The organism is Mesobacillus stamsii (genome assembly GCF_030814065.1).
Taxonomy (GTDB): Bacteria; Bacillota; Bacilli; order Bacillales; family Cytobacillaceae; genus Mesobacillus; species Mesobacillus stamsii.
Map to the genome: position 1 here is coordinate 36,563 of NZ_JAUSUN010000005.1, position 22,209 is coordinate 58,771.

General features: G+C 44.3%; 21 protein-coding genes and 2 other annotated features. Of the genes, 3 read left to right on the plus strand and 18 right to left on the minus strand.

Annotation, left to right across the window (positions count from 1 at the left end; genetic code table 11):
• Window positions 1-86: 86 nt before the first annotated feature.
• From J2S25_RS05470 to zapA, 8 genes are all read right to left on the minus strand, one after another.
• Window positions 87-860, minus strand: coding sequence for an enoyl-CoA hydratase (locus J2S25_RS05470; protein WP_044393474.1), 774 nt, complete (start codon window positions 858-860; stop codon window positions 87-89).
• A 76-nt stretch (window positions 861-936) separates the two neighbouring features.
• On the minus strand, window positions 937-1,551 hold the full coding sequence (gene fadR, locus J2S25_RS05475) for a fatty acid metabolism transcriptional regulator FadR (RefSeq protein ID WP_044393473.1): 615 nt from the start codon (window positions 1,549-1,551) through the stop codon (window positions 937-939).
• Window positions 1,552-1,765: 214 nt separating this feature from the next.
• Window positions 1,766-3,463, minus strand: coding sequence for a long-chain-fatty-acid--CoA ligase (locus J2S25_RS05480; protein ID WP_044393471.1), 1,698 nt, complete (start codon window positions 3,461-3,463; stop codon window positions 1,766-1,768).
• Between the two features lie 250 nt (window positions 3,464-3,713).
• Window positions 3,714-4,118, minus strand: a complete 405-nt coding sequence (locus tag J2S25_RS05485) for a DUF350 domain-containing protein (RefSeq protein ID WP_044393470.1) — start codon at window positions 4,116-4,118, stop codon at window positions 3,714-3,716.
• An 85-nt stretch (window positions 4,119-4,203) separates the two neighbouring features.
• Window positions 4,204-6,558, minus strand: coding sequence for an endonuclease MutS2 (locus tag J2S25_RS05490; protein WP_307191460.1), 2,355 nt, complete (start codon window positions 6,556-6,558; stop codon window positions 4,204-4,206).
• Between the two features lie 35 nt (window positions 6,559-6,593).
• Window positions 6,594-8,315, minus strand: a complete 1,722-nt coding sequence (gene polX, locus J2S25_RS05495) for a DNA polymerase/3'-5' exonuclease PolX (protein WP_044393468.1) — start codon at window positions 8,313-8,315, stop codon at window positions 6,594-6,596.
• 144 nt (window positions 8,316-8,459) lie between these two features.
• Entirely contained in the window at window positions 8,460-9,002 is a 543-nt protein-coding gene (locus J2S25_RS05500) for a CvpA family protein (protein ID WP_044393467.1), read from the minus strand.
• Window positions 9,003-9,009: 7 nt separating this feature from the next.
• Window positions 9,010-9,270, minus strand: a complete 261-nt coding sequence (gene zapA / locus J2S25_RS05505; RefSeq protein WP_044393482.1) for a cell division protein ZapA — start codon at window positions 9,268-9,270, stop codon at window positions 9,010-9,012.
• A 109-nt stretch (window positions 9,271-9,379) separates the two neighbouring features.
• On the opposite strand from zapA, the gene rnhC reads away from it, so the two are divergent.
• Window positions 9,380-10,309, plus strand: a complete 930-nt coding sequence (rnhC, locus tag J2S25_RS05510) for a ribonuclease HIII (protein ID WP_044393462.1) — start codon at window positions 9,380-9,382, stop codon at window positions 10,307-10,309.
• A 151-nt stretch (window positions 10,310-10,460) separates the two neighbouring features.
• Here rnhC and pheT read toward each other — a convergent pair whose 3' ends face one another.
• The 3 genes from pheT to J2S25_RS05525 form a co-directional block, all read right to left on the minus strand.
• Complete coding sequence (gene pheT, locus J2S25_RS05515; RefSeq protein ID WP_307191461.1) at window positions 10,461-12,875, minus strand: phenylalanine--tRNA ligase subunit beta; 2,415 nt, start codon at window positions 12,873-12,875, stop codon at window positions 10,461-10,463.
• A gap of 19 nt (window positions 12,876-12,894) precedes the next feature.
• Window positions 12,895-13,932, minus strand: a complete 1,038-nt coding sequence (pheS, locus tag J2S25_RS05520) for a phenylalanine--tRNA ligase subunit alpha (RefSeq protein ID WP_044393458.1) — start codon at window positions 13,930-13,932, stop codon at window positions 12,895-12,897.
• Window positions 13,933-13,987: 55 nt separating this feature from the next.
• Window positions 13,988-14,234: a binding site (T-box leader), on the minus strand.
• Between the two features lie 44 nt (window positions 14,235-14,278).
• Entirely contained in the window at window positions 14,279-15,043 is a 765-nt protein-coding gene (locus J2S25_RS05525; protein WP_044393457.1) for a TrmH family RNA methyltransferase, read from the minus strand.
• 117 nt (window positions 15,044-15,160) lie between these two features.
• On the opposite strand from J2S25_RS05525, the gene sspI reads away from it, so the two are divergent.
• Window positions 15,161-15,373, plus strand: a complete 213-nt coding sequence (gene sspI / locus J2S25_RS05530; protein ID WP_044393456.1) for a small acid-soluble spore protein SspI — start codon at window positions 15,161-15,163, stop codon at window positions 15,371-15,373.
• Between the two features lie 328 nt (window positions 15,374-15,701).
• Here the strand turns inward: sspI and J2S25_RS05535 are convergent, their stop codons facing one another.
• Both J2S25_RS05535 and J2S25_RS05540 read right to left on the minus strand, forming a co-directional pair.
• Entirely contained in the window at window positions 15,702-16,787 is a 1,086-nt protein-coding gene (locus J2S25_RS05535; RefSeq protein WP_044393454.1) for a M42 family metallopeptidase, read from the minus strand.
• A gap of 76 nt (window positions 16,788-16,863) precedes the next feature.
• On the minus strand, window positions 16,864-17,355 hold the full coding sequence (locus J2S25_RS05540; RefSeq protein WP_307191462.1) for a dUTP diphosphatase: 492 nt from the start codon (window positions 17,353-17,355) through the stop codon (window positions 16,864-16,866).
• Window positions 17,356-17,472: 117 nt separating this feature from the next.
• Between J2S25_RS05540 and J2S25_RS05545 the strand changes: the two genes are divergently transcribed.
• Window positions 17,473-17,859, plus strand: a complete 387-nt coding sequence (locus J2S25_RS05545; protein ID WP_044393451.1) for a hypothetical protein — start codon at window positions 17,473-17,475, stop codon at window positions 17,857-17,859.
• Window positions 17,860-18,092: 233 nt separating this feature from the next.
• Here J2S25_RS05545 and J2S25_RS05550 read toward each other — a convergent pair whose 3' ends face one another.
• The 5 genes from J2S25_RS05550 to thrS all read right to left on the minus strand — a co-directional run bounded on the left by J2S25_RS05550 (window position 18,093) and on the right by thrS (window position 21,883).
• Window positions 18,093-18,365 carry a DUF1294 domain-containing protein gene (locus tag J2S25_RS05550; RefSeq protein WP_044393449.1) on the minus strand — a complete coding sequence of 91 codons (273 nt, stop codon included), beginning with the start codon at window positions 18,363-18,365 and terminating at the stop codon, window positions 18,093-18,095.
• A 58-nt stretch (window positions 18,366-18,423) separates the two neighbouring features.
• Window positions 18,424-18,783, minus strand: coding sequence for a 50S ribosomal protein L20 (gene rplT / locus J2S25_RS05555; RefSeq protein ID WP_044393448.1), 360 nt, complete (start codon window positions 18,781-18,783; stop codon window positions 18,424-18,426).
• A gap of 37 nt (window positions 18,784-18,820) precedes the next feature.
• Entirely contained in the window at window positions 18,821-19,021 is a 201-nt protein-coding gene (rpmI, locus tag J2S25_RS05560; RefSeq protein ID WP_044393446.1) for a 50S ribosomal protein L35, read from the minus strand.
• Window positions 19,022-19,037: 16 nt separating this feature from the next.
• Window positions 19,038-19,541 (minus strand): translation initiation factor IF-3, encoded by a 504-nt coding sequence (gene infC / locus J2S25_RS05565; RefSeq protein ID WP_044393445.1) that lies wholly within the window; start codon window positions 19,539-19,541, stop codon window positions 19,038-19,040.
• Window positions 19,542-19,664: 123 nt separating this feature from the next.
• Window positions 19,665-19,792 (minus strand) — a sequence feature (ribosomal protein L20 leader region).
• A 159-nt stretch (window positions 19,793-19,951) separates the two neighbouring features.
• On the minus strand, window positions 19,952-21,883 hold the full coding sequence (gene thrS, locus J2S25_RS05570) for a threonine--tRNA ligase (RefSeq protein WP_044393439.1): 1,932 nt from the start codon (window positions 21,881-21,883) through the stop codon (window positions 19,952-19,954).
• Window positions 21,884-22,209 lie beyond the last annotated feature (326 nt).

A 22,209-nucleotide genomic window follows, 5' to 3' on the forward strand; every position in this document is an offset into this window, starting at 1 on the left:
TTGTTCTAAAGATTGAAAATATTTTATGCCAAAAGGATTTTCTTACAGAATAACGTCGGACAGACTCCTAGGCGCTTGCGCTTTTCTTATCTTCCTGTAAATTCCGGTGACCTTTTTTCAAGGAAAGCCTTAATTCCCTCTTGCCCATCCGCTGACAGGAAGACTTCGCCGAAGAGCTTGGCTTCTTCCTTAACTCCTTTGTAGAAGGATTCGTGTTTGGAATAGTTCAAGAGTTTAATAGCTGCACCGAGAGAAACTGGACTTTTTGCCGCGATTTTCCCAGCAAGCTTGTATGCGTTTTCAAGCAATTGCTCTTCAGGGTAAGCATGATTAGCCAATCCAAATTGGACTGCTTCCACACCAGTGATTGGGTCGCTCGTAAACAGCATTTCTGCCGCTCTGGCAACGCCTACATAACGCGGAAGACGCTGGCTGCCTGCAAATCCTGGAATCAGTCCGAGCTGCAGTTCTGGCAATCCCAATTTCGCATTTTCCGCTACTAGACGGAAATGGCACGCCATCGCAAGTTCAAGTCCGCCGCCCAATGCCGCGCCATGAATAGCAGCGATAATTGGCTTCGGAAAATGTTCCATCCGTTCAAACAAATCTTGACCGTACTCCGCAAGCTGGGCAAAATCTTCTCCTGTTTTAATTGTAGTGAATTCCTTGATATCTGCTCCTGCTGAAAAGAACCTTCCTTCACCATGAATTAGGACTACCCTGATTTCCTCATTTCCCTCGATTTCATCAAGGACGACCGATAATTCCTTCAGCAGCCCAGATGCAAGCGCATTAGCTGGTGGACGGTCGATCGTGATCGTAGCTACCCTGTCCTTCGTAGACCATTTAAGATATTCCATACTTTCCCCTCCTTTTTTTCAACTAAGGACTATTCCCAATCGGCGATTCCTTCTTTCATGTTTCCACAATGACATTTTACAAAGGACTTGATGAAATTTGTTTGTCATCGTAGTACCCGCAGCCGTTGATCAGCAGTTGGTGAACTTTTTTAGCCAGGTCAGTAAGCTGGTACTTCTGTTCGTTCATAACCCATGAAGTCGCGGTTTCATCCACCGTACCAAAAATCATCTGCCTTGCGAGACGCACATCTAAAGAGCTAGAAAACTCCCCATTTTCTATGCCTTCCTTAATGATTTTGTCGATCAGCATTAAGTAGCCCTTTAGCACCTCATTGATTTTAAGGCGGAGATCCTTGTTTGACTGCCTTAGCTCCAGCTGGGTCACAATCGCAAGATGCCGATCATCTGAAAGAATTTTAAAATGCGTTTCGACCAACATATATAACTTCTCTATTGCTGTTTGCTTTCCTGCAATTTTTTCTTCAATACTTCCCACAAAATAACCCATTTTCTCCTCGAACAAAGAAATCAGTATGTCTTCTTTATTTTTAAAATACAAATAAATGGTTCCATCAGCTACTCCAGCCTGCTTTGCGATTTTAGACACTTGCGCCTGGTGATAGCCATTTTCTGCAATAACGACTACTGCTGCATCAATTATTTGCATATACTTCGGCCTATTTTTTTTCATTTCGTCCACTCCTGTTTAAAGGAAAAGCACAAGCAATAAATGCTACAGCGTCTCACTCCGATTTGCTAATTTTACTCTGGATTGCTGCTTGCTGAATGAATAATCATTCATAATTTAATAATAGTGTTTCCTATTTTGGCTGTCAAGAAAATGTGTTTCATTGGACAAGCTTTCTTTGCCAAAAAGAAAGAGCCGTGCAAGCAGGGCTTTAAAGTTACGCTCGCTTTTGGTGGTCCTCTATTTTTGCTTTTTCTTCATCTACAAGTGCTCTTCTGAGAATCTTGCCGACTGCTGTTTTCGGCAGTTCTTTTCTAAATTCATAAAGTCTTGGCACCTTATAAGCTGCCAGGTGTTTGCGAGAGTATTCGTTCAGTTCCTCCTCGCTCGCCTCTTTGCCTTCCTTTAGCACAACATAGACTTTCACCGTTTCTCCTCTATATGGATCTGGTATTCCTGCCGCAACAACCTCTTGTACCGCAGGATGTTCATAAAGGACTTCCTCGATTTCACGTGGATAGATATTGAAGCCCCCGGCAATAATCATATCCTTCTTCCGGTCGACAATATAAAAATAACCTTCTTCATCCATATAGCCAAGATCACCAGTCAGCAGCCATCCATCCTTTAGCACCTGCTCCGTTTCTTCTTGTCTATTCCAGTAGCCCTTCATTACTTGCGGACCTTTTACAGCCAGTTCACCAATTTCACCAGGCGGCAGCGGCTCGCCAGTCTCTAATGAGAAAATTGCAGCATCTGTATCCGGCCATGGCACGCCGATGCTTCCTTTCACACGCTTTTTATCCCATAAGAAGTTAGCATGGGTAACCGGTGACGATTCAGTCAATCCGTATCCTTCGACAAGCTTCCCGCCCGTTACCTCCTCGAATCTCTCCTGGACCTCCACCGGAAGGGGGGCAGAGCCACTGATGCAGGAATCAATCGAAGACAGATCATACTTCTTAATATCCGGATGATTCAGCAATCCAATGTAAATGGTTGGAGCACCTGGAAAAAGTGTCGGTTTTTGTTTTTCAATTGTCTTTAACGTCGTTTCTGCATCGAATTTCGGTAAAAGTACCATTTTTTGTCCTTGCATGACAGACAGAATCAAAACAGCTGTCATCCCATACACATGGAAAAACGGAAGAATCGCCAGGACAGTTTCTTCGCCTTCTTTGCATTTATACAGCCAGGCATTGCTCATAGCCGCATTTGCTATCAGGTTTTTATGAGTGAGCATGACCCCTTTCGGAAATCCGGTTGTACCGCCTGTATACTGCAATACTGCCATATCTTCTTCAAAATCAAGCTCGTATTGCTTCCATTTGCCCGCTGGTTTTTTCATAATCTCGGTAAAAAGATGATTCTGGCCTTCGTGCTTCACATTCACGATCAGACCATACTGTTTTTTCTGGATGTAAGGATAAACAAGGTTCTTGGGGAATGGAAGGTAATCTTTGATAGCGGTTACAATTATATTCTCTAAATTAGTTTTGGCGATGATCTTGGATACCCGCGGGAATAAAATATCCAGAGTAATAATTGCTTTGGCTCCGGAATCCTTCATCTGGTACTCCAGTTCACGTTCCATATATTGCGGATTTGTTTGGACGACGATTCCGCCGGCCATTAGGATTGCATAGTAACTGATGATCGACTGGGGAGTATTTGGAAGCATGATCGCCACCCTGTCTCCTTTTTCGATTCCCAGCTCTTGCAGATAGGCAGCCAGTTTTTTCGCATAATTGTAGACTTGCTTATACGTCAGTTCTTTGCCCATGAAATGGATGGCCACTTTCTCAGGATATTTCTCAGAAGTCCTCTTTAAATAATCCTGGACGGTTGCTTCCTGAATTTCCAAATGAGCAGGAATTTCCGGAGGGTATTGCGACAGCCACGGTTTTGCTTCCATCTTGACGCCTCCTTAGTTAAAATTTTTAGAAAATTCTTTTCTTTCATTATAATACAATGATCTTTTTATGACAATTAGATTAGCTAATAGGGACAAATTCTCATAATTAATCGAAAAAACCGCCATTGAAGGCGGTTTTGCAATTGTTTTATACAATAAACATCAAATAAATTATCCCGACCAGCAGAAATAATCCGCATAGGATCAGCAAAATTTTTGCCAGCTTTTGCATCTGTTCCGATCCTCCTGTTTAAATTCCTGCTCCGATGATATACGACAGGCCGACAGAGATGACCATGGAAATCAGACCAACTGCACGATTGTCCTTTTCAATTTCAATGTCGATGTTGAACTTCGGGGTCAAGAATTCAAAAATAAAGTAACCAATCAAAAGCAGCACAAAGCCGAAAACTCCCCAACTAACCATCGTGAGAAGGGAATCATGCTGGTTGATGGAATGACGGAAGATATTCGATACCCCGAAAATTTTCCCGCCGGTTGCCATTGCAACTGAAAGATTCCCTTTTTGGATCTCATCCCAGTTCCGATATTTAGTGACCAATTCAAAGACAGCTAGAAACACAACCATGCAGAGAATTGCCACACTGTAATAGCCTGCTGTTACTATATATTCATTTTCCCAGAAATGCTCCATGTCCAATCTCCCTGAATATATTTTCCTAATATCGCTATTATAATGGTTTTTGGCGAAGATTCCTATTTTTTCAGCTATCGATCCGCTATTGAAATTCTGCCACAGTTACACCTGTTCCACCTTCTCCAGCTTCCCCAAAACGGATTTTTTTGACAGACCGGTGGCCGCGCAGATATTCCTGAACCCCCTGCCTTAATGCTCCTGTTCCTTTTCCATGGATGATGCTGACGCGAGGATAACCGGCTAATAGCGCATCGTCGATGTATTTTTCGACCCTTATAAGCGCATCTTCATAGCGCTCCCCTCTAAGGTCCAGCTCTAGTCCTACGTGGAATTCCTTTCCTTTAACGGTAGCAATCGGCCTTGTTTCTACCGGCTTCGGAGTATGGACGTATTCCAAATCGGTTTCCTTCACTTTCATTTTGAGAATGCCCATCTGGACTTGCCACTCTTTATCATTTACACGGTCCACTAAATGGCCTTTTTGGCCAAATGTCAGCACATGGACCTCGTCTCCTGGTTTAAATTCATGCTTGGCAGGTTTCGCCTTGCTACCCTTCCGCACCTTATTGAGCTCAGGTGTGGCCTCGCTTAGGCGTCTTTTTGCATCAATCAATTCATGTTCTTTTATTTCCGCGCCTTTTTCCAGCCTTAGCTTTCGCAGTTCACGGATGACTTCTTCTGCTTCTTCCTTCGCTTTTTCCACAATGGAAGCTGCTTTCACCTTTGCCTTCTCAGCAAGTTCCTCTTTTTTCTGATGATACTCCGACATTTGCCTCTGCATATCCTTATGGAGGCTGTCGGCATCCTTAAGCAGCTGGCGGGCTGCTTCTCTGTCTGTTTCCGCCTGTTTGCGGCTCGACTCAAGAGAAGCAATCATATTTTCGACCTCATTGCTGTCAGCACTGATATACGATCTTGCTGTATCAATGACAGAGTCCTTCAATCCGAGTCTCTTGGAGATTTCAAATGCATTGCTTCGTCCCGGAACACCAATCAAAAGCTTATATGTCGGACTCAATGTTTCGACATCAAATTCGACGCTCGCATTGGTGACTCCTTCACGATTGTATCCGTATGCTTTTAACTCTGGGTAATGCGTTGTCGCAATTACCCTTGCCCGGCGTTTGTATACTTCATCCAGAATAGCGATTGCCAGCGCTGCCCCTTCCTGTGGATCCGTACCTGCGCCAAGTTCGTCGAAAAGAACAAGGCTGTGATCGTCCGCTTTCTCGAGGATTTCCACGATATGGACCATATGCGACGAAAAAGTACTCAAGCTTTGCTCGATGGACTGTTCATCGCCAATGTCCGCATATACCGATCCAAAAACAGCAACCTCCGACCCGTCTAGCGCTGGGATCTGCAATCCAGCCTGGGCCATTAACGTACAAAGCCCTACTGTTTTCAGCGTAACCGTTTTCCCTCCTGTATTCGGACCTGTAATGACAATGGTTGTATAATCACTCCCCAAACTGACACTATTTGGGACAACCTCCTCTATGGAAATCAACGGATGCCTTGCCTGAAAAAGGTTGATGCGGCCTTCGTCATTGACGATTGGCTTCGAACCCTTGATTTTGCTACCGTATCGAGCCTTGGCAAACATAAAATCCAGTTCACCCATGATGCTTACCATCACCAGTAGTTCATCATGGTGCTCGGCTGTCAGTGCAGAAAGCTCTGACAGGATTCGTTCTATTTCCTGCTGCTCTTTTACTTTTATCGTTTGAAGCTCATTATTCAACTGTACAATCGACTGTGGCTCAATGAACAGTGTCTGGCCGGAAGAACTTTGGTCATGGATGATGCCGCCGTAATGGGAGCGGTATTCCTGTTTGACGGGAATGACAAATCGTTCATTCCTGATAGTGATGATCGCATCCGATAGCATTTTTGAAGCATTGGATGAGCGAATCATGCTTTCTAATTTTTCACGTACTCTTGCTTCCCTTGCGCGTATTTGCTGTCTCAGCGACCTCAGCGCTTCACTTGCACCATCAAGTACTTCTCCGCCTTCATCGATTGCGTTCCTGATCGATTCCTCCAGATTTGCAAGGACGACGATGCCTTCAGTGTAGCTCAGCAAAATCGGCACTTCGATCAATTCCTGAAGATCTTCGATGAAACGCTTTATCTGTCTACTAGCATGCACCGTACTTGCGACCTGCACCAGTTCGTGCGAGCTAAGCATGCCGCCGATCTGAGCTCTTTTTACATGAGGCCGGATATCGTGTATGCCGCCTAATGGGATATTTCCTTTTCGTCTTAGAACCTTTGCTGCTTCATCCGTTTCTTCCTGCAAACGAAAAACCTCGGAAAAATCGACCGATGGCAATAAAGCGACTGCCTTTTCACGCCCTAATGAGGATGAAGTATGTTCCATCAGCTGGTTCCTGATTTTATCAAATTCTAATGTTTTCAAAACTCGTTGCTGCACAAAATTTCCTCCTTCTTCTTAATCGAAGAACCCCCTTATTGATTACGGTCGTGCAGGAAATCAACCAATCCATCGAGCCCAAGAGCATTCAGGACGGATGATTCCTGAATCCAGCCTTTTCTGGCGGTCGTTACGCCAATTCCCATATGTTCCAGTGTATCTACTTTGTGGGCGTCTGTATTAATGACAATTTTCACACCCTCATCCTGAGCTTTTCTTAAATATTCCGCCGCTAGATCAAGTCTGTTAGGATTGGCATTCAGTTCAAGCGCTGTATTCGTTTCCTTCGCAAGCTTGATCAGCATATCGATATCAACCGAGTATCCCTCTCTGCGGCCAATCAGTCGTCCCGTTGGATGGGCGATGATATCAACATGTGCATTCTCCAACGCTGTCTTCAGCCGAGTCATGATTTTTTCGGTCGGCTGTGAAAACGAAGAATGAATCGATGCGATGACCAAGTCCAGCTCAGCGAGCAATTCATCTTCAAAGTCCAGGGTGCCATCCGGTAAAATATCCATTTCGATACCTGTCAAAATCGTGAAGTCATCGAATTTCTTATTCAGTTCTTTCACTTCTTCTATTTGTTTTCGCAAGCGTTCAGGCGTTAATCCGTTCGCAACCTTAAGGAATTGAGAATGGTCGGTGATAGCCATGTATGTATAGCCTTTTGCTATACATTCCCTGGCCATTTCTTCCATTGAATGCCCGCCATCGCTCCATGTTGAATGCATATGAAGATCGCCCTTTATCGCGTCAAGAGTGATCAGTTTCAAATCCTTATTGTATAACTCAACCTCCGAGCCGTCTTCTCGTAATTCTGGCGGAATAAACGGAAGGCCGAAATATTGATAAAATTCCTCTTCCGACTTAAAAGTGGTGACTTTACCCGTCTCTACATTCTCCACACCATATTCGCTGATTTTCTCTCCCTTTTCCTTCGCAAGCTGCCTCATTCTCACATTGTGCTCCTTCGACCCAGTAAAATGATGGAGTGCGGTTGCAAATTCCTCTGGTTCGACAAGCCGAAAATCCACATTCACATCGTAGTCAAGCGCGAGAGTGACAGAGACTTTTGTGTCGCCTGAAGCAATGATTTCTTTGATTTTCGGGAGTTTGACCAATTCGTCCTTCACTGCGGAACGATTTGCGGAAGCGATGATAAAATCGAGATCCTTAATTGTCTCCCTCATCCTTCGCAAGCTTCCGGCTCTTGAAAATTGTTTAATACTGTCTATCTTTTGAAGATAGGATTCCATTAATTCAGCAACTGGAAGCATGTAGGCAAGCGGAAGCCTTTCCGGTCTTGTGCCAAAGTTTTCAATCGCTGCAAGAATTTTTTCTTCTGATTTTTTGCCAAAACCAGCGAGATCACGAATCTTTCTTGCCATGGCAGCTTCCTCCAGATCATGGACACTTTCTACACCGAGCTCTTTATACAGCTTGGCAATCTTTTTGCCTCCCATACCAGGCAGCTGCAAAAGTGGGATGAGGCCGCTTGGCACTTCTTCCTGCAATTCCTTTAACTCGGTCGACTGACCTGTTTCCATGAATTCCAGGATGACTGCTGCAGTACCTTTTCCAATACCTTTGAGTTCAGTAGGGTCTCCCATTTCCGACATGCTGCGTTCATCCCCTTCAAGAGCAGCAGCAGCCTTGCGAAATGCGGATACCTTAAATGGATTCTCCCCTTTTAATTCCATATAGATAGCAATCGTTTCAAGCAATCGAACGATATCTTTTTTATTAACAGACACAAATTCCACCTGCCTTTTCCATTTCTGAACCAGTTTTACAATCCTGTCTTGGCCATTGTCTCTATTTTATAGAAAACCAGCTCCACTGTGAAATTAAATGACACTTTTTCGCCGGATAAAAAAAACTTCTCCGCAAAAGAGAAGTTATGCAGCCTTGTATTCAATCCAAAGTTGTTTGATTTGTTGGGAAAATACTGGAGTATTTTTAATGATGTTCTCGGCTAGAATGGAATCGTTTAAAGGTCCCTGGATCGCCGGGATCGGCAGCAGTGCCGCAATGTAGAGAATGATAAACAGCAGCAGGTACACTTCTATAAAACCAAGGATTCCTCCTGCCCACACATTCAGCTGCTTCAGAATCGGCAGATGTGCGACAAAATCAAGCATCGAGCCGATGATTTGAAGCAGTATTTTCACAGCGAAGAAGATGATTGCGAACGCAATGGCCCGGTAATAAGCATCTTCTAAATTTGTATTCTCCAATAAAAATTTGAATGTAGAATTGCTGTCGAGATTTGGATACGGAATCCATAACGTCAGCTTGGGAGCAAGCTGCTCATAATAAACATACGCAACAACGAAAGCTGCGATAAAACCGGCCAAGTGGATGGTTTGCAGGATAAAGCCCCTTTTCAGTCCTACCATAAATCCCATGACCAATATAGCCAAAACGGCGAGATCAAGCATGCATTATTCAGTCCTTTAACCTTTTAATTTCCGCTTCGAGCGCTTCCATACGATCTTTCATTTTTATGTAATCATTAACAGCGTTCACTGCTGTTAACACAGCCAATTTACTAGTATCAAGTGACGGATTCGCTGAACCAATTTCCCGCATTTTATCATCTACCATCGAGGCAATGAGCCGGATATGGCTGGTGCTTTCTATGCCGACTATAGTATACTGCTGTCCATATATATCGACAGTCGACCGATTTTTTTGTGTGTCTGACAACATTTTTGCCCCCTTCATAAGAATCCTATTTTATACTATAACATGAACGTAAAAAGCTGGGAAGTAGTTGGCTATCCGATTCATAACTTTATCAAGGGAGTGGAGCACGATGGGAAATAGTGTCCTACAGAAAAGTCCGGAAGAAATCAGAAAGATGAAGGAGTATTACAGCAAGTTTCTGATTGAGAAGCTTCCGCCTGGCAGTGTTTTTGCCGCAAAAACACCTTCCTGTGCGATAACTGCCTATCAATCAGGGAAAGTGTTGTTCCAGGGAAAAGACGGAGAGAATGAAGCAGCAAAGTGGGGCGCGGCTACAGCTGCTTCCGCCAAAAAGAGCCCAGCGTCTGTGCCAGGGGCCCACTTACCGAAGAATATTGCAGAAATGTCAATCATCGGTTCCGATGAAGTTGGAACCGGAGACTATTTCGGTCCGATCACGGTCGTTGCCGCCTATGTTAGAAGGCAGGATATCCCTGTGCTAAAAGAGCTCGGTGTCCAGGATTCTAAAAATCTCAAAGATGATAAAATCATCGAGATTGCCAAACAGCTTGTTCCCTTTTTGCCTTACAGCCTGATGACCTTACATAATGAAAAATATAACGAGATGCAAATGAAGGGCATGTCCCAGGGAAAGCTGAAGGCGCTGCTGCATAATCAGGCAATCGGCCATATGCTTGAAAAAATCGCTCCGGAAAAACCAGAAGCGATTTTAATTGATGAATTTGCAAAAGAAGCTATCTACTTTGCCCATTTGAAAGGACAAAAGAAGATCATCCGTGACAATGTCCTATTCAGTACAAAAGCAGAAGGAATCCATCTCGGTGTTGCCGCAGCATCGATCATTGCCCGCTATGCGTTTGTCCGCCATTTCGAAAACCTCAGCAAACGTGCAGGATTCACGATTCCGAAAGGTGCAGGACCTGCTGTTGATAAGGCGGCGGCCAGGTTGATAATCGAAAAAGGTGTGGAAATACTGCCTGAATACGTCAAGCTTCATTTTGCCAATACTGAAAAAGCGAAGAAGATCGCCCGCGTGTAGCATTGGGGAAAATGCGCTGGTTTTTCCAGTTCGCGGAATTGTGGGGGATTTTCGCGGGAATGTCCGTGATTTTCGAGGAATTGTGGCACTAATTCGCGGAATCGCAGAATGGATAAACAAAAAAGGCAGCCCGGGGGCTGCCTTTTCCTGTTTATCCTCTTAAAACTGCTCCAGCTTTTTCTTCAAGTTTAGCAAGGACTTTATTATGAACTTTTGCAATGTCTTCGTCTGTTAAGGTTTTCTCTGGATCGAAGTATTTCAACGAGAATGCAAGTGATTTCTTGTCATGCTCCATTTTTTCGCCTTCGTAAAGATCGAAAACACTCACTTCCTTCAACAAAGATCCACCTGCTTCGGAGATGATCTTCTCCAGGTCGCCAGCAGCTTTTTTCTTGTCAACAACAAGTGCAATATCCCTTGTGATCCACGGGAAGCGCGGGATTGCTGTGTACTGTAATGGTGCTGTTTCTGCTTCCAATAATGCTTTTAGTGATAACTCGAATACATATGTCTCTTTCAAGTCAAGCGTTTTTTGCATGGTTGGGTGAACCTGGCCGATAAAGCCGATCACATCGCCATTCAGGAAAATTTCAGCCGTGCGTCCAGGATGCAATCCATCAAGCTCCGCCTTCTGGAATCCAAGCTGGCTTTCAAGGCCAAGCTTGGCAAACAAGCCTTCCACGATTCCTTTTAGAACGAAGAAATCAACAGCCTTTTTTTCACCCTGCCATGGATGGCTTTCCCATAAGCCGGTAATTGCGGCAGCAAGGTGCTCCCGTTCTTCCGGAAGTTCCCCATCGCTGTTCTTCAGGAAGACGGCTCCTGTTTCATAAACAGCGACACTGTCGTTCTGGCGGGCATTATTGTATTTGAGCACTTCCAGTAGTTCAGGAACGATGCTCAGACGCAGATGGTTGCGGTCCTCGCTCATCGGCATCGCCAATTCCACTGGCTCGTATTTCTCCAAAGCATATTGTGTGGTTTTTTCAGCGCTAGTCAGAGAATAAGTTACAGCCTGGAAAAGTCCGGCTCCTTCCATAAAATGACGGACGAGACGGCGCTTTTTCTGGTAATTTGAAAGATGTCCCGGTGTGGACGGTCCTTCAGGAAGAGTCGTTGGCAGGTTATCATAGCCATACAGGCGGCCAACTTCTTCGATCAAATCTTCTTCTATTGTGATGTCCCCACGGCGTGTAGGTACAGTAACGGTAATCGTCTCGTTGTCGACGGATGTAGCAAACTTCAGACGGGCAAAAATGTCCTTAACCTCGTTCATTTCCAGTGTTGTACCTAAAATTTTATTGATTTTTCCAAGCGTTGTGGAAACAACTGCCGGCTTCACATCTAGAGCATCCGCTTCGACAATACCGCCAAGCACTTCTCCGCCCGCTAGTTCGACCATCAATTCGACGGCGCGTTCTGCTGCTGGACGAACTCTTTCAGGATCGACGCCTTTTTCATAGCGTGAGCTTGCTTCGCTTCGCAAACCATGGTCTTTGGAAGCCTTTCTGATTGCTCCGCCAGTAAAATAAGCAGACTCAAGCAGTATGGTCGTCGTATCGCTGCTGACTTCAGAATTCGCTCCGCCCATGACACCCGCAAGTGCCACAGGCTCTGTTCCGTTCGTAATCACCAGGTGATCCGGAGTCAAAGTCCGTTTCACATCATCAAGTGTTTCAATCACTTCGCCATTCCCAGCTCGGCGGACAAGAATCTCTTTAGACCCTAGCTTATCGTAATCGAACGCATGAAGCGGCTGACCATACTCCAATAAAATAAAATTGGTAACATCCACTACGTTATTATGCGGACGGATACCGGCAGACATCAATCTTGTTTGCAGCCATACTGGTGATGGACCGATTTTTACATTCTTAATGATCTTTGCAACATACAATGGATTGTCTTCTTTTGCTTCAACCGTTACTTTGATATAGTCGCTCGCCTGTTCAGAAGAAGTTTTCGGCTGCGGATTTGGAATTTTCACCTCTTTGCCGAGAATTGCTCCTACTTCATAGGCAACTCCAAGCATGCTCATCGCATCTGCCCGGTTTGGCGTCAGGCCAAGCTCAAGGATTACATCATCCCTGTTTAGGACCTCAAGCGCATCTTGGCCGACTTCCGTATCCGATGAGAAATTATAGATACCTTCAGCATATTCTTTGGGAGCCAGCTTGCCTTCGATCCCCAATTCCTGTAGGGAACAAATCATCCCATTTGATTCTTCGCCGCGAAGTTTCGCTTTTTTGATTTTGAAGTTTCCAGGCAGTACAGCCCCTACCGTCGCAACCGCAACCTTTTGGCCTTTGCCAACATTCGGCGCGCCGCAAATGATCTGGACAGGTTCACCGCTGCCAATGTCAACGAGTGTCTTGTTCAGTTTTTCAGCGTTGGGATGCTTTTCGCATTCCAGCACATGTCCGACAACGACACCCTTCAAACCTTCATTCAATTTTTCTACGCCTTCTACTTCAATGCCGCTCTTCGTAATCTTTTCAGCAAGCTCTTCAGCAGATATGCCGGCCAAATCGATATATTCCTGCAGCCATTTATACGATACCAACATGGTTTTTCCCTCCTACTCCTTATTCTTCAACTGAAAATTGCTTCAAAAAACGGACATCATTCGTATAGAAATGACGGATGTCATCGACTCCATACTTGAGCATCGCAATCCGCTCTGGCCCCATGCCAAAAGCAAAGCCAGTGTATTTCTTTGAATCATAACCTGCCATTTCCAGGACGTTCGGGTGAACCATTCCTGCACCAAGAATTTCAATCCAGCCTGTTCCCTTACATACGCTGCAGCCGGATCCTCCGCAAATTTTGCAGGAAATATCCATTTCGACGGATGGCTCCGTGAATGGGAAGAAGCTTGGGCGCAGACGAATTTCGCGGTCTTCGCCGAACAGTTTCTTTGCAAAAACTTCAAGCGTTCCTTTCAGGTCACTCATCCTTATATTTTCATCAACAACAAGCCCTTCAATCTGCATGAACTGATGGGAGTGGGTCGCATCGTCGTTATCACGGCGATAAACCTTGCCCGGGCAGATGATTTTAACAGGCCCTTTGCCCTGGTGCTTTTCCATCGTCCGTGCTTGCACAGGAGATGTATGTGTGCGCAACAATGTTTCTTCAGTGATATAGAAGGAATCCTGCATATCCCGTGCCGGATGCCCCTTTGGAAGATTCAGCGCTTCAAAGTTATAGTAATCTTTTTCCACTTCCGGGCCTTCTTCGACCGTATAGCCCATGCCGATGAAAAGATCTTCGATTTCTTCGATGATGCTTGTCAGTGGGTGATGACTGCCCATTTTGACAGGTCTGCCAGGGAGCGTCACATCCATTTCTTCGGCTGCCAATTGCTTTTGCACGGCTGCTTCCTCTAGCTCCTTTTGCTTTCCTTCCATTTGACCAGAAATTGCATCGCGGACTTCGTTAGCCAAGGCACCCATTTTCGGCCGTTCTTCAGCCGATAGCTTGCCCATTCCTTTCAAAACTTCTGTGATTGGACCCTTTTTCCCAAGATAGGAAACGCGAATATCATTCAATTCTTTCAGGTCAGCTGCAGCAGCTACTTTTTCTAGCGCCTCTATCTGCAGTTCTTTTAAACGATCCTGCATGGTGAATCCTCCTTCTTATTTTTCATTTTTGAACACAAAAAGACCTCATCCCATATAAAGGGACGAGGTTAAGGTTATCGCGGTACCACCCTTTTTAACAGATAATACAATTATGTATCACGTGTTCGCTTCATTAGGATAACGGCTTGTGCCGATGCATCTTTACGCTTCTGTAAAAGCGGTCCCGATGCCAACTCTGGAGGTGAACTTCGCTCGTCTGTTCCATAAAAATGCTTTCAGTCATTGGCATTTTCTCCCTGAATGGCCATCTTCAAGCTACTTTTCTCCGTCATCGTTTTTAAAATAGTAAGTTTGCTGTTTATTATATTATAATCTTGGCGCAGTATCAAATGGTTTTAGAGCCTATTTTTAAATAATAGAGCAAAATACCTGCGGCGACAGCGACATTCAGGGATTCACTCTTGCCGTATATCGGGATATAAAGGTTTTGTGTTGTTTTTGCCAGCAGCTCCTTGTTTACTCCGCTTCCTTCATTCCCCACCAGCAGTGCAAAGGACTCCTTGCTTTCAGCCTCTGTAAAAATCACCCCATTTTCAAGTGACGTCCCATAAACAGGGATGTTGTCGGTTTGTAGTTTTGTAATCCACTCATGAAGATCGCCGTTTAAAACCGGCAAGTGGAAGTGACTGCCCTGGGCTGAACGCAGCACCTTCGGGTTAAACAGATCGACGCTGCCTTTGCCGACTATTACAGCATCCATCCCGGCTGCATCAGCTGTCCGGATCATCGTGCCTAAATTTCCTGGATCCTGTACAGCATCAATCAGCAGAAAGGTCCTTCCATTGGCAATATTCTGTTTTGACTGGCGACAAACAGCAAAAATGCCTTGAGTAGTTTCGGTATCGGCAAGCTGGAGGCTGATATCATCGGTCACAACCGTTACAGAGATCGAACCGTAATCCATGCCGGGCGGTAATTCCGTTTTTTCGCTTAAAATGATTTCTTCTACATCTTCTTTTTTTGTAAGTGCTTCTTCTACTAAATGAATGCCTTCAACAAGAAACATTCCGGATTTATCGCGTTCTTTTCTCGTCTTTAACTTCTTCCATTGTTTGACTTGCGGATTTTTATCAGATTGAATGTACTTCAATTCTGGCTCTCCTTTGTTATGGCTTGTTCCATTTTCCAATTATAGCGCAAAACGGATACATAATAAAATCAAAATAGTTAATCCTATAACGGACATTGGAAAGGAGTTTGATCAAGAATGAACCTAAACCTTAGAAACGCTGTCATATCAAATGTAGCAGGGAACACACAGGACGAGTTGAAGGACACCATCGTCGACGCAATCCAAAACGGCGAAGAAAAAATGCTTCCAGGACTCGGAGTGCTGTTCGAAGTAATCTGGCAAAACGCATCCGAAGCGGAAAAGCAGGAAATGCTGGATGCTTTGGAATCAGGATTAAAGGGAAAATAGCTTTTTTGGAAGGACTCCTTATATATAAGGGGTTCTTTTTATTATATCTCATTCTTGTTTTTTCTATTTTATGGAAAAAATAGAGATTATCGTTCATTTGGGAGAGATTATACCTATTTTTGGAGAGATTATCGTTCATTTGCGAGAGATTATGGCTATTTTTCGAGAGATTATGATTCATTTCGGAGAGAACATGGTCATTTGACATTCATTCCGTAGTGATACCAGTCCAAAATGTAGGGATGAAAGAGAATTGCCGTTTATAGGAACAAAAAAATTGTCCAGAAAACATGTTTCAGCTGTTTTCTGGACAATTTAATCTTATTTTTTATTCATACGTAAGTTTTTCGACTGTGTCTTTGTCAAGACGCTTGATGACTTCCACGATCAGCTTTACAGCGTTTTCGTAATCGTCACGGTGAAGCATCGCTGCATGTGAGTGGATGTAGCGAGTCGCAATTGTGATAGACAACGCCGGTACACCACGATGTGTTAGGTGGATCGCCCCTGAGTCTGTTCCGCCGCCAGCGACTGCGTCGAATTGGTATGGAATATGGAGCTCGTCGGCCAAGTCGGTTACAAAATCACGCAGACCTTTGTGAGACACCATAGATGCATCATAAATGATGATTTGCGGACCTTCCCCCATTTTGCTTAAAGCTTCTTTTTCTGTGACGCCTGGAGTGTCGCCGGCAATACCTACATCAACGCCGAAACCGATATCAGGTTCAATCATCTGGGCAGACGTTTTTGCCCCTCTAAGGCCTACTTCTTCCTGAACTGTTCCAACGCCATATACTACATTCGGATGCTCTGTATCTTTAAGTCCCTTCAAGACATCGATGGCAATCGCACAGCCGATTCGGTTATCCCACGCTTTCGCAAGCAGCATTTTTTCATTGTTCATGACAGTGAATTCAAAATAAGGAACGACCATGTCTCCAGGTGTGATCCCCCATTCCTTCGCTTCATCCCGGCTTGATGCACCGATATCAATGAACATGTCCTTTATATCGATCGGCTTTTTGCGCACTTCTGCAGAAAGGATGTGAGGCGGCTTTGAGCCAATGATTCCTGTAATTTCTCCTTTGCGAGTTACGATTGTTACGCGCTGTGCCAGCATCACCTGGCTCCACCAGCCGCCGACTGTCTGAAAGCGGATGAATCCCTTGTCATCAATGCTTGTCACCATGAAACCTACTTCATCCAGATGGCCGGCAACCATGATTTTCGGCCCATTTGCATCTCCAACTTTCTTGGCAACAAGGCTGCCTATTCCATCCGTTGTAACTTCGTCAGCGAATGGAGTTATGTATCTCTTCATTACTTCTCTTGGCTCACGCTCATTGCCGGGAATGCCTTTGGCATCGGTTAAATCTTTTAACATCGTCAATGTTTCATCTAATTTAGCCATTATTTCGACTCCCTCAATATATATTTTTGCTACTTAATTATACTAGATATCTACTACAATGTACAAAAAATTCTGCCTAATATCCTGATCGCTGCCTTTGATAATTTACTTCATTTTTCGCAATATATGCCTGTTCAATTTGCGTATCATTTAAACCTAGCAGCTGGGCAAGCTTTATATAGCCTTGAAATAATTCTAGATAGGAGTTCCTGCTGCGACTGTTCCTGAATTTTTGGACAGAGTCGTAAATTGCCAATAGCTGTCTAGTTGCTTCGGTTTCAGTTGATGTGCCTGGCAGAATAGATTCCATATCATCAAAACCACACTCAATTCCGAGCGACAGGATAAAATGGACACCATCCACAAATTCCTCCAGTATCACATCTGTTTCTGCCGCTGGTTTCACACTCCAAAATTTAAAGCACCTAGTCTCATTCGCAAGCTCTCCTATTTCCACTAGCAATGCAAGCAGCTTGCGGTCAAATAAATCATCATTCTCTAATTGATGGTGCCGCTCAATATAGCTGTCAAGTGCTTTTTGCATCTGAAATAGTTTGTTCGTATTCATAATTTGGCTTCACCTCGTATTTTTTTTACACAAAAAAGTATAGATCAATTATCAATTGGTTGAAACTATTTTGAATCTCATCCGTAAATAAGGAAATTCCGTATTGGAGGGGCAGTTATGATTCTGCTTTTACGTCTTATTTTCTTGCTACTATTCCTTTTCCTAATCTACAGTGGAGGGAAGTATGTATTCCACCCGAAACGGAAGCTGGAGCTTGCACATGAGCAGAAGCGCTTCTTTTTATTGGATGACCAAACCAATGCCCGCAAAAACTTTTTGGTGACTTACAAAGGGGTTTTGTTTGAGGGAGAGAAGTATGTAAGTATAACTTCGTCTGCACTCGAAGTCGTTTCCATTTTCATCTGGCCCAAGGAAACTTCTTCCTTAAAGAGACTCGTGCTTGAAGACTTCCAGTTTATCGAACAAAAAATCCGTGACAAGTATCCCGACGCTAAAATCGACTGGAAAAGCCCAGTTAAGGAATTTATGGCAAACGATAAATAATGGAAAGCGTCCGGCCCTATTACGGACGCTTTTGCTATCTTGGGCGGCCCAAAGCATCTCAGGGGGGCAAGGAGTCTGTCCGATAAAAATTTTTTAGCGTATAATTCTGCGAGAATGCTTCCTATTCATCCGTTTTATTGTATAAAAACATTCATTTTAAATAAAAATACGTGGATTTCACTCCGCCGGACAGACTCCTAGACGCTGGAGCTAAATGAAACATCTTTGCACTATTATCCGAACAATGTAAATAAATAGGCAAAGATACCAATCTCGATCACTGCAAGAATCGGCATGCCATACGCAAATTGGCTATGCTTCGTCTTATGCCTAAAATACTTCATTCCTGTTGTTGCCCCAACCGCTCCGCCAAAGAAGGCAATATACCAAAGTGTTTTTTCCCTTATTCGATATTGATTGTGTCTTGCTCGCCGTTTATCCAATCCCATGGTCAAAAATGCCCCTAGATTCATCACAAAAATCAAGCCAGCAAAAATTTTTTCCATAACCCCACGTCCTCATAGTAAAAGAAAAACCACCCTCCAGTGAGAATGGTTGTCTTCCTTACTTGTTTAATTGTTGCTTTGCTGTATCAGCCAACTGAGTGAATGCTTGAGCATCGCTTATTGCCAATTCAGCAAGCATCTTGCGGTTTACTTCGATACCAGCAAGCTTAAGGCCGTGCATTAACCGGCTGTATGAGAGACCGTTCATGCGTGCTGCTGCGTTGATACGAGCGATCCAAAGTTTGCGGAAGTCGCGCTTCTTCTGACGACGGTCGCGGAATGCATACATTAGGGATTTCATAACCTGCTGGTTAGCAACTTTGTATAATGTATGTTTAGAACCATAATAACCTTTAGCTAATTTGATGACTTTTTTACGACGCTTGCGCGTAACTGTACCGCCTTTTACACGTGGCATGTAATTTCCCTCCTATATAAATCGAGATTTCTCGAGTTTACTTAATGTTGTCAAGCATGTGACGAATACGTTTGAAATCGCCTTTGGAAACCATTGCAGATTTGCGAAGCTTACGCTTAGCTTTTGTAGATTTGTTTGCGAATAAGTGGCTAGTGAATGCGTGTGAACGCTTAAGCTTGCCAGTTCCAGTTTTCTTGAAACGCTTGGCTGTGCCGCGGTGTGTTTTCATTTTTGGCATAGGGACTTCCTCCTCGTTACTTTTCAGTTTTGGGTGCTAGTACCAGGAACATGCTTCGGCCATCCATTTTTGGATGCGATTCGATTGTCGCTACTTCTTTGCATGCTTCTGAGAAGCGATCAAGAACACGCTGACCGATTTCCTTATGAGTAATAGCACGTCCTTTAAAACGGATGGATGCTTTTACTTTATCGCCTTTTTCCAAGAACTTGATAGCGTTGCGAAGCTTCGTGTTGAAGTCATGCTCATCAATTGTCGGGCTAAGACGGACTTCTTTTGTTGTGATGATCTTTTGGTTCTTACGTGCTTCTCTTTCTTTCTTTTGCTGTTCGAACTTGAATTTTCCGTAGTCCATAATTCTGCCTACAGGAGGCTTCGCGTTCGGAGCAACAAGCACAAGATCAAGATTGACGCGCGTTGCGATCTCAAGAGCCTCAGCTTTGGATTTAATTCCTAATTGCTCGCCGTTTTGATCAATCAGACGAATTTCGCGAGCGCGAATTCCCTCGTTTAATAACATCGCATCTTTGCTAATAATTAGCCACCTCCATGGTTTTATCGAATACATTGTTAAGGAGAAGAAGTATATTGCAAGGACAAAGCCTTTTATCTTGCTCACCCAATAAGAGTCCATTTTTATTTTGCAATAAAAAAAGTGCAGGCAATGACACCCACACTTACGGAAACAAAATAATCAGACGTTTACGTATTACCTGCCAACAGCTGTGAATGCGTCAGCCAGGTGAGAAGCGGGTGCTTCTTCTTTCCTAAAACTTGTATTCAGTTCACTCTTGCTAATATAGCATAATGTATTTGATGTGTCAAACGAATTAACTGCAACAAAAGGTATTTTAGCAGATAGCCATACAGGCTGCAATCTTTTTTTTACATAAAAGCCGATTGAATACGAACTTGTGATCAAAGCCTTTCCTATATCTTCGCGTCCTTCCTGAATAATTCAAGGAATTCATCGAAGGAGATAGTCTCGGAATTCTGTTCGCTGTATGGACGGACGTTGACTGATTTGTCGGCAACTTCCTTGTCTCCGACAACCAGCATATAAGGAATTTTCTGCATTTGCGCTTCCCGAATTTTGTAGCCAATCTTCTCATCACGGCCGTCCAACTCGACGCGGAAGCCTTCTGCTTTCAGCTTTTCCTGGATTTCCCTTGCATAATCATAGTGAACAGCAGGTGAAACCGGGATGATTTGAGCCTGAATTGGAGCCAGCCATGTCGGGAAAGCTCCCTTGTATTCTTCGATCAAGAAGGCAACGAAACGTTCCATAGTCGAGACAACACCACGGTGGATAACAACTGGACGATGCTGCTTGCCGTCTTCCCCGATATAAGTCAGGTCAAAACGCTCAGGAAGCAGGAAATCGAGCTGAACAGTGGACAATGTCTCTTCTTTGCCAAGCGCAGTCTTGACCTGCACATCCAGCTTTGGTCCGTAAAATGCCGCTTCCCCATCTGCTTCAAAATAATCGAGTCCCATTTCATCCATCGCCTCTTTAAGCATGGACTGAGCCTTTTCCCACATTTCATCATCATCAAAATATTTCTCTTTGTCTTCTGGGTCGCGGTAGGACAGACGGAACGAGTAATCAGTCATATCAAAATCAGCATAAACTGCAAGCACAAGTTCAACGACACGTTTGAACTCTTCTTTTATCTGATCCGGGCGAACAAAAAGGTGAGCATCGTTGAGAGTCATTCCTCGCACACGCTGGAGGCCAGCCAATGCGCCGGACATTTCATAACGGTGCATCGTTCCAAGCTCAGCAATCCTGATCGGCAGCTCCCTATAGCTGTGGATGCTGTTTTTATACACCATCATATGGTGAGGACAGTTCATCGGTCTCAAGACAAGCTGTTCATTGTCCATTTCCATGACCGGGAACATGTTTTCCTGGTAGTGGTCCCAGTGGCCGGAAGTTTTGTAAAGCTCGACACTGCCCAAGACTGGTGTATACACATGGTCATAGCCGAGGCTGACTTCTTTATCGACAATATAGCGCTCAATGATACGGCGGATCGTCGCGCCTTTCGGAAGCCAAAGCGGAAGCCCCTGACCGACCTTCTGCGAGTTTGTGAACAGGCTCAGTTCTTTGCCAAGCTTGCGGTGGTCACGTTCCTTCGCTTCTTCAAGCAGTCTTAAATGCTCCTTCAGATCCTCCTTGTTGAAAAAGGCTGTACCGTAAATACGTTGAAGCATTTTGTTGTCACTGTTGCCGCGCCAGTAAGCACCGGCGATGCTCAGCAATTTGAATTCCTTCAGCTTGCCAGTAGAAGGCACGTGTACTCCACGGCAAAGATCGACAAAGTCTCCCTGTTGATAAAGAGTGACCTTCTCATCTGCCGGAATCGCTTCAATCAACTCTAGCTTATAAGGATCGCCAAGGTCATTAAAAAAGCTAACTGCTTCTTCACGGCTTACTTCTTTGCGGACAATCTCCAGATTCTCGTTGATGATTTTCTTCATTTCCTTTTCAATCTCCGGCAAATCTTCCGGAGTAAGCGAATGCTCCATGTCGATATCGTAATAAAAGCCGTCTTCAATTACTGGCCCTACCCCGAGGTTTACCCCTTTATACAGGCGTTTGACTGCCTGTGCCATTAAGTGAGCGGTACTGTGTCGCAGGATTTCAAGTGCTTCTGGGTGATCCGGAGTGACAATTTCGATCGCCGCATCTTCCTCGATCGGTCTGCGGAGATCATACGGCTTTCCATTCACCATTCCGGCAATGGCCTTTTTTTTAAGCCCCGGACTGATTGAACTGGCGATATCTTCTGTAGTAATGCCTGCCGGAAAATCCTTCACTGCTCCATCTGGAAACGATATTTTTAACATGTCTGCCATTGGCTTTTCCTCCTATTCCTATGTGGCGCAATTTTTGCGCAAAAAATAAAAAACCCGTCCCTAAAAACAGGGACGAGTTTGATCACACGTGGTTCCACCCAATTCCCATTCCTGCGCAATACTCATGCATGAATGGCTCTGGTTGCGATAACGGCTTCTGCCGCCAGCCAATACTTGCCCTAAAGGCGTTCACAGCTGGAGTTTAGAGGTGGTAAGCGTTTCTTTTGTGTTAGGAAGTTTTCAGCCGCGCCTTCCCTCTCTGCAAACCTTTCAAGAATGCCCATATCCTCATCATTACATTTACTATTCGTTTAGTATGTAGGTAA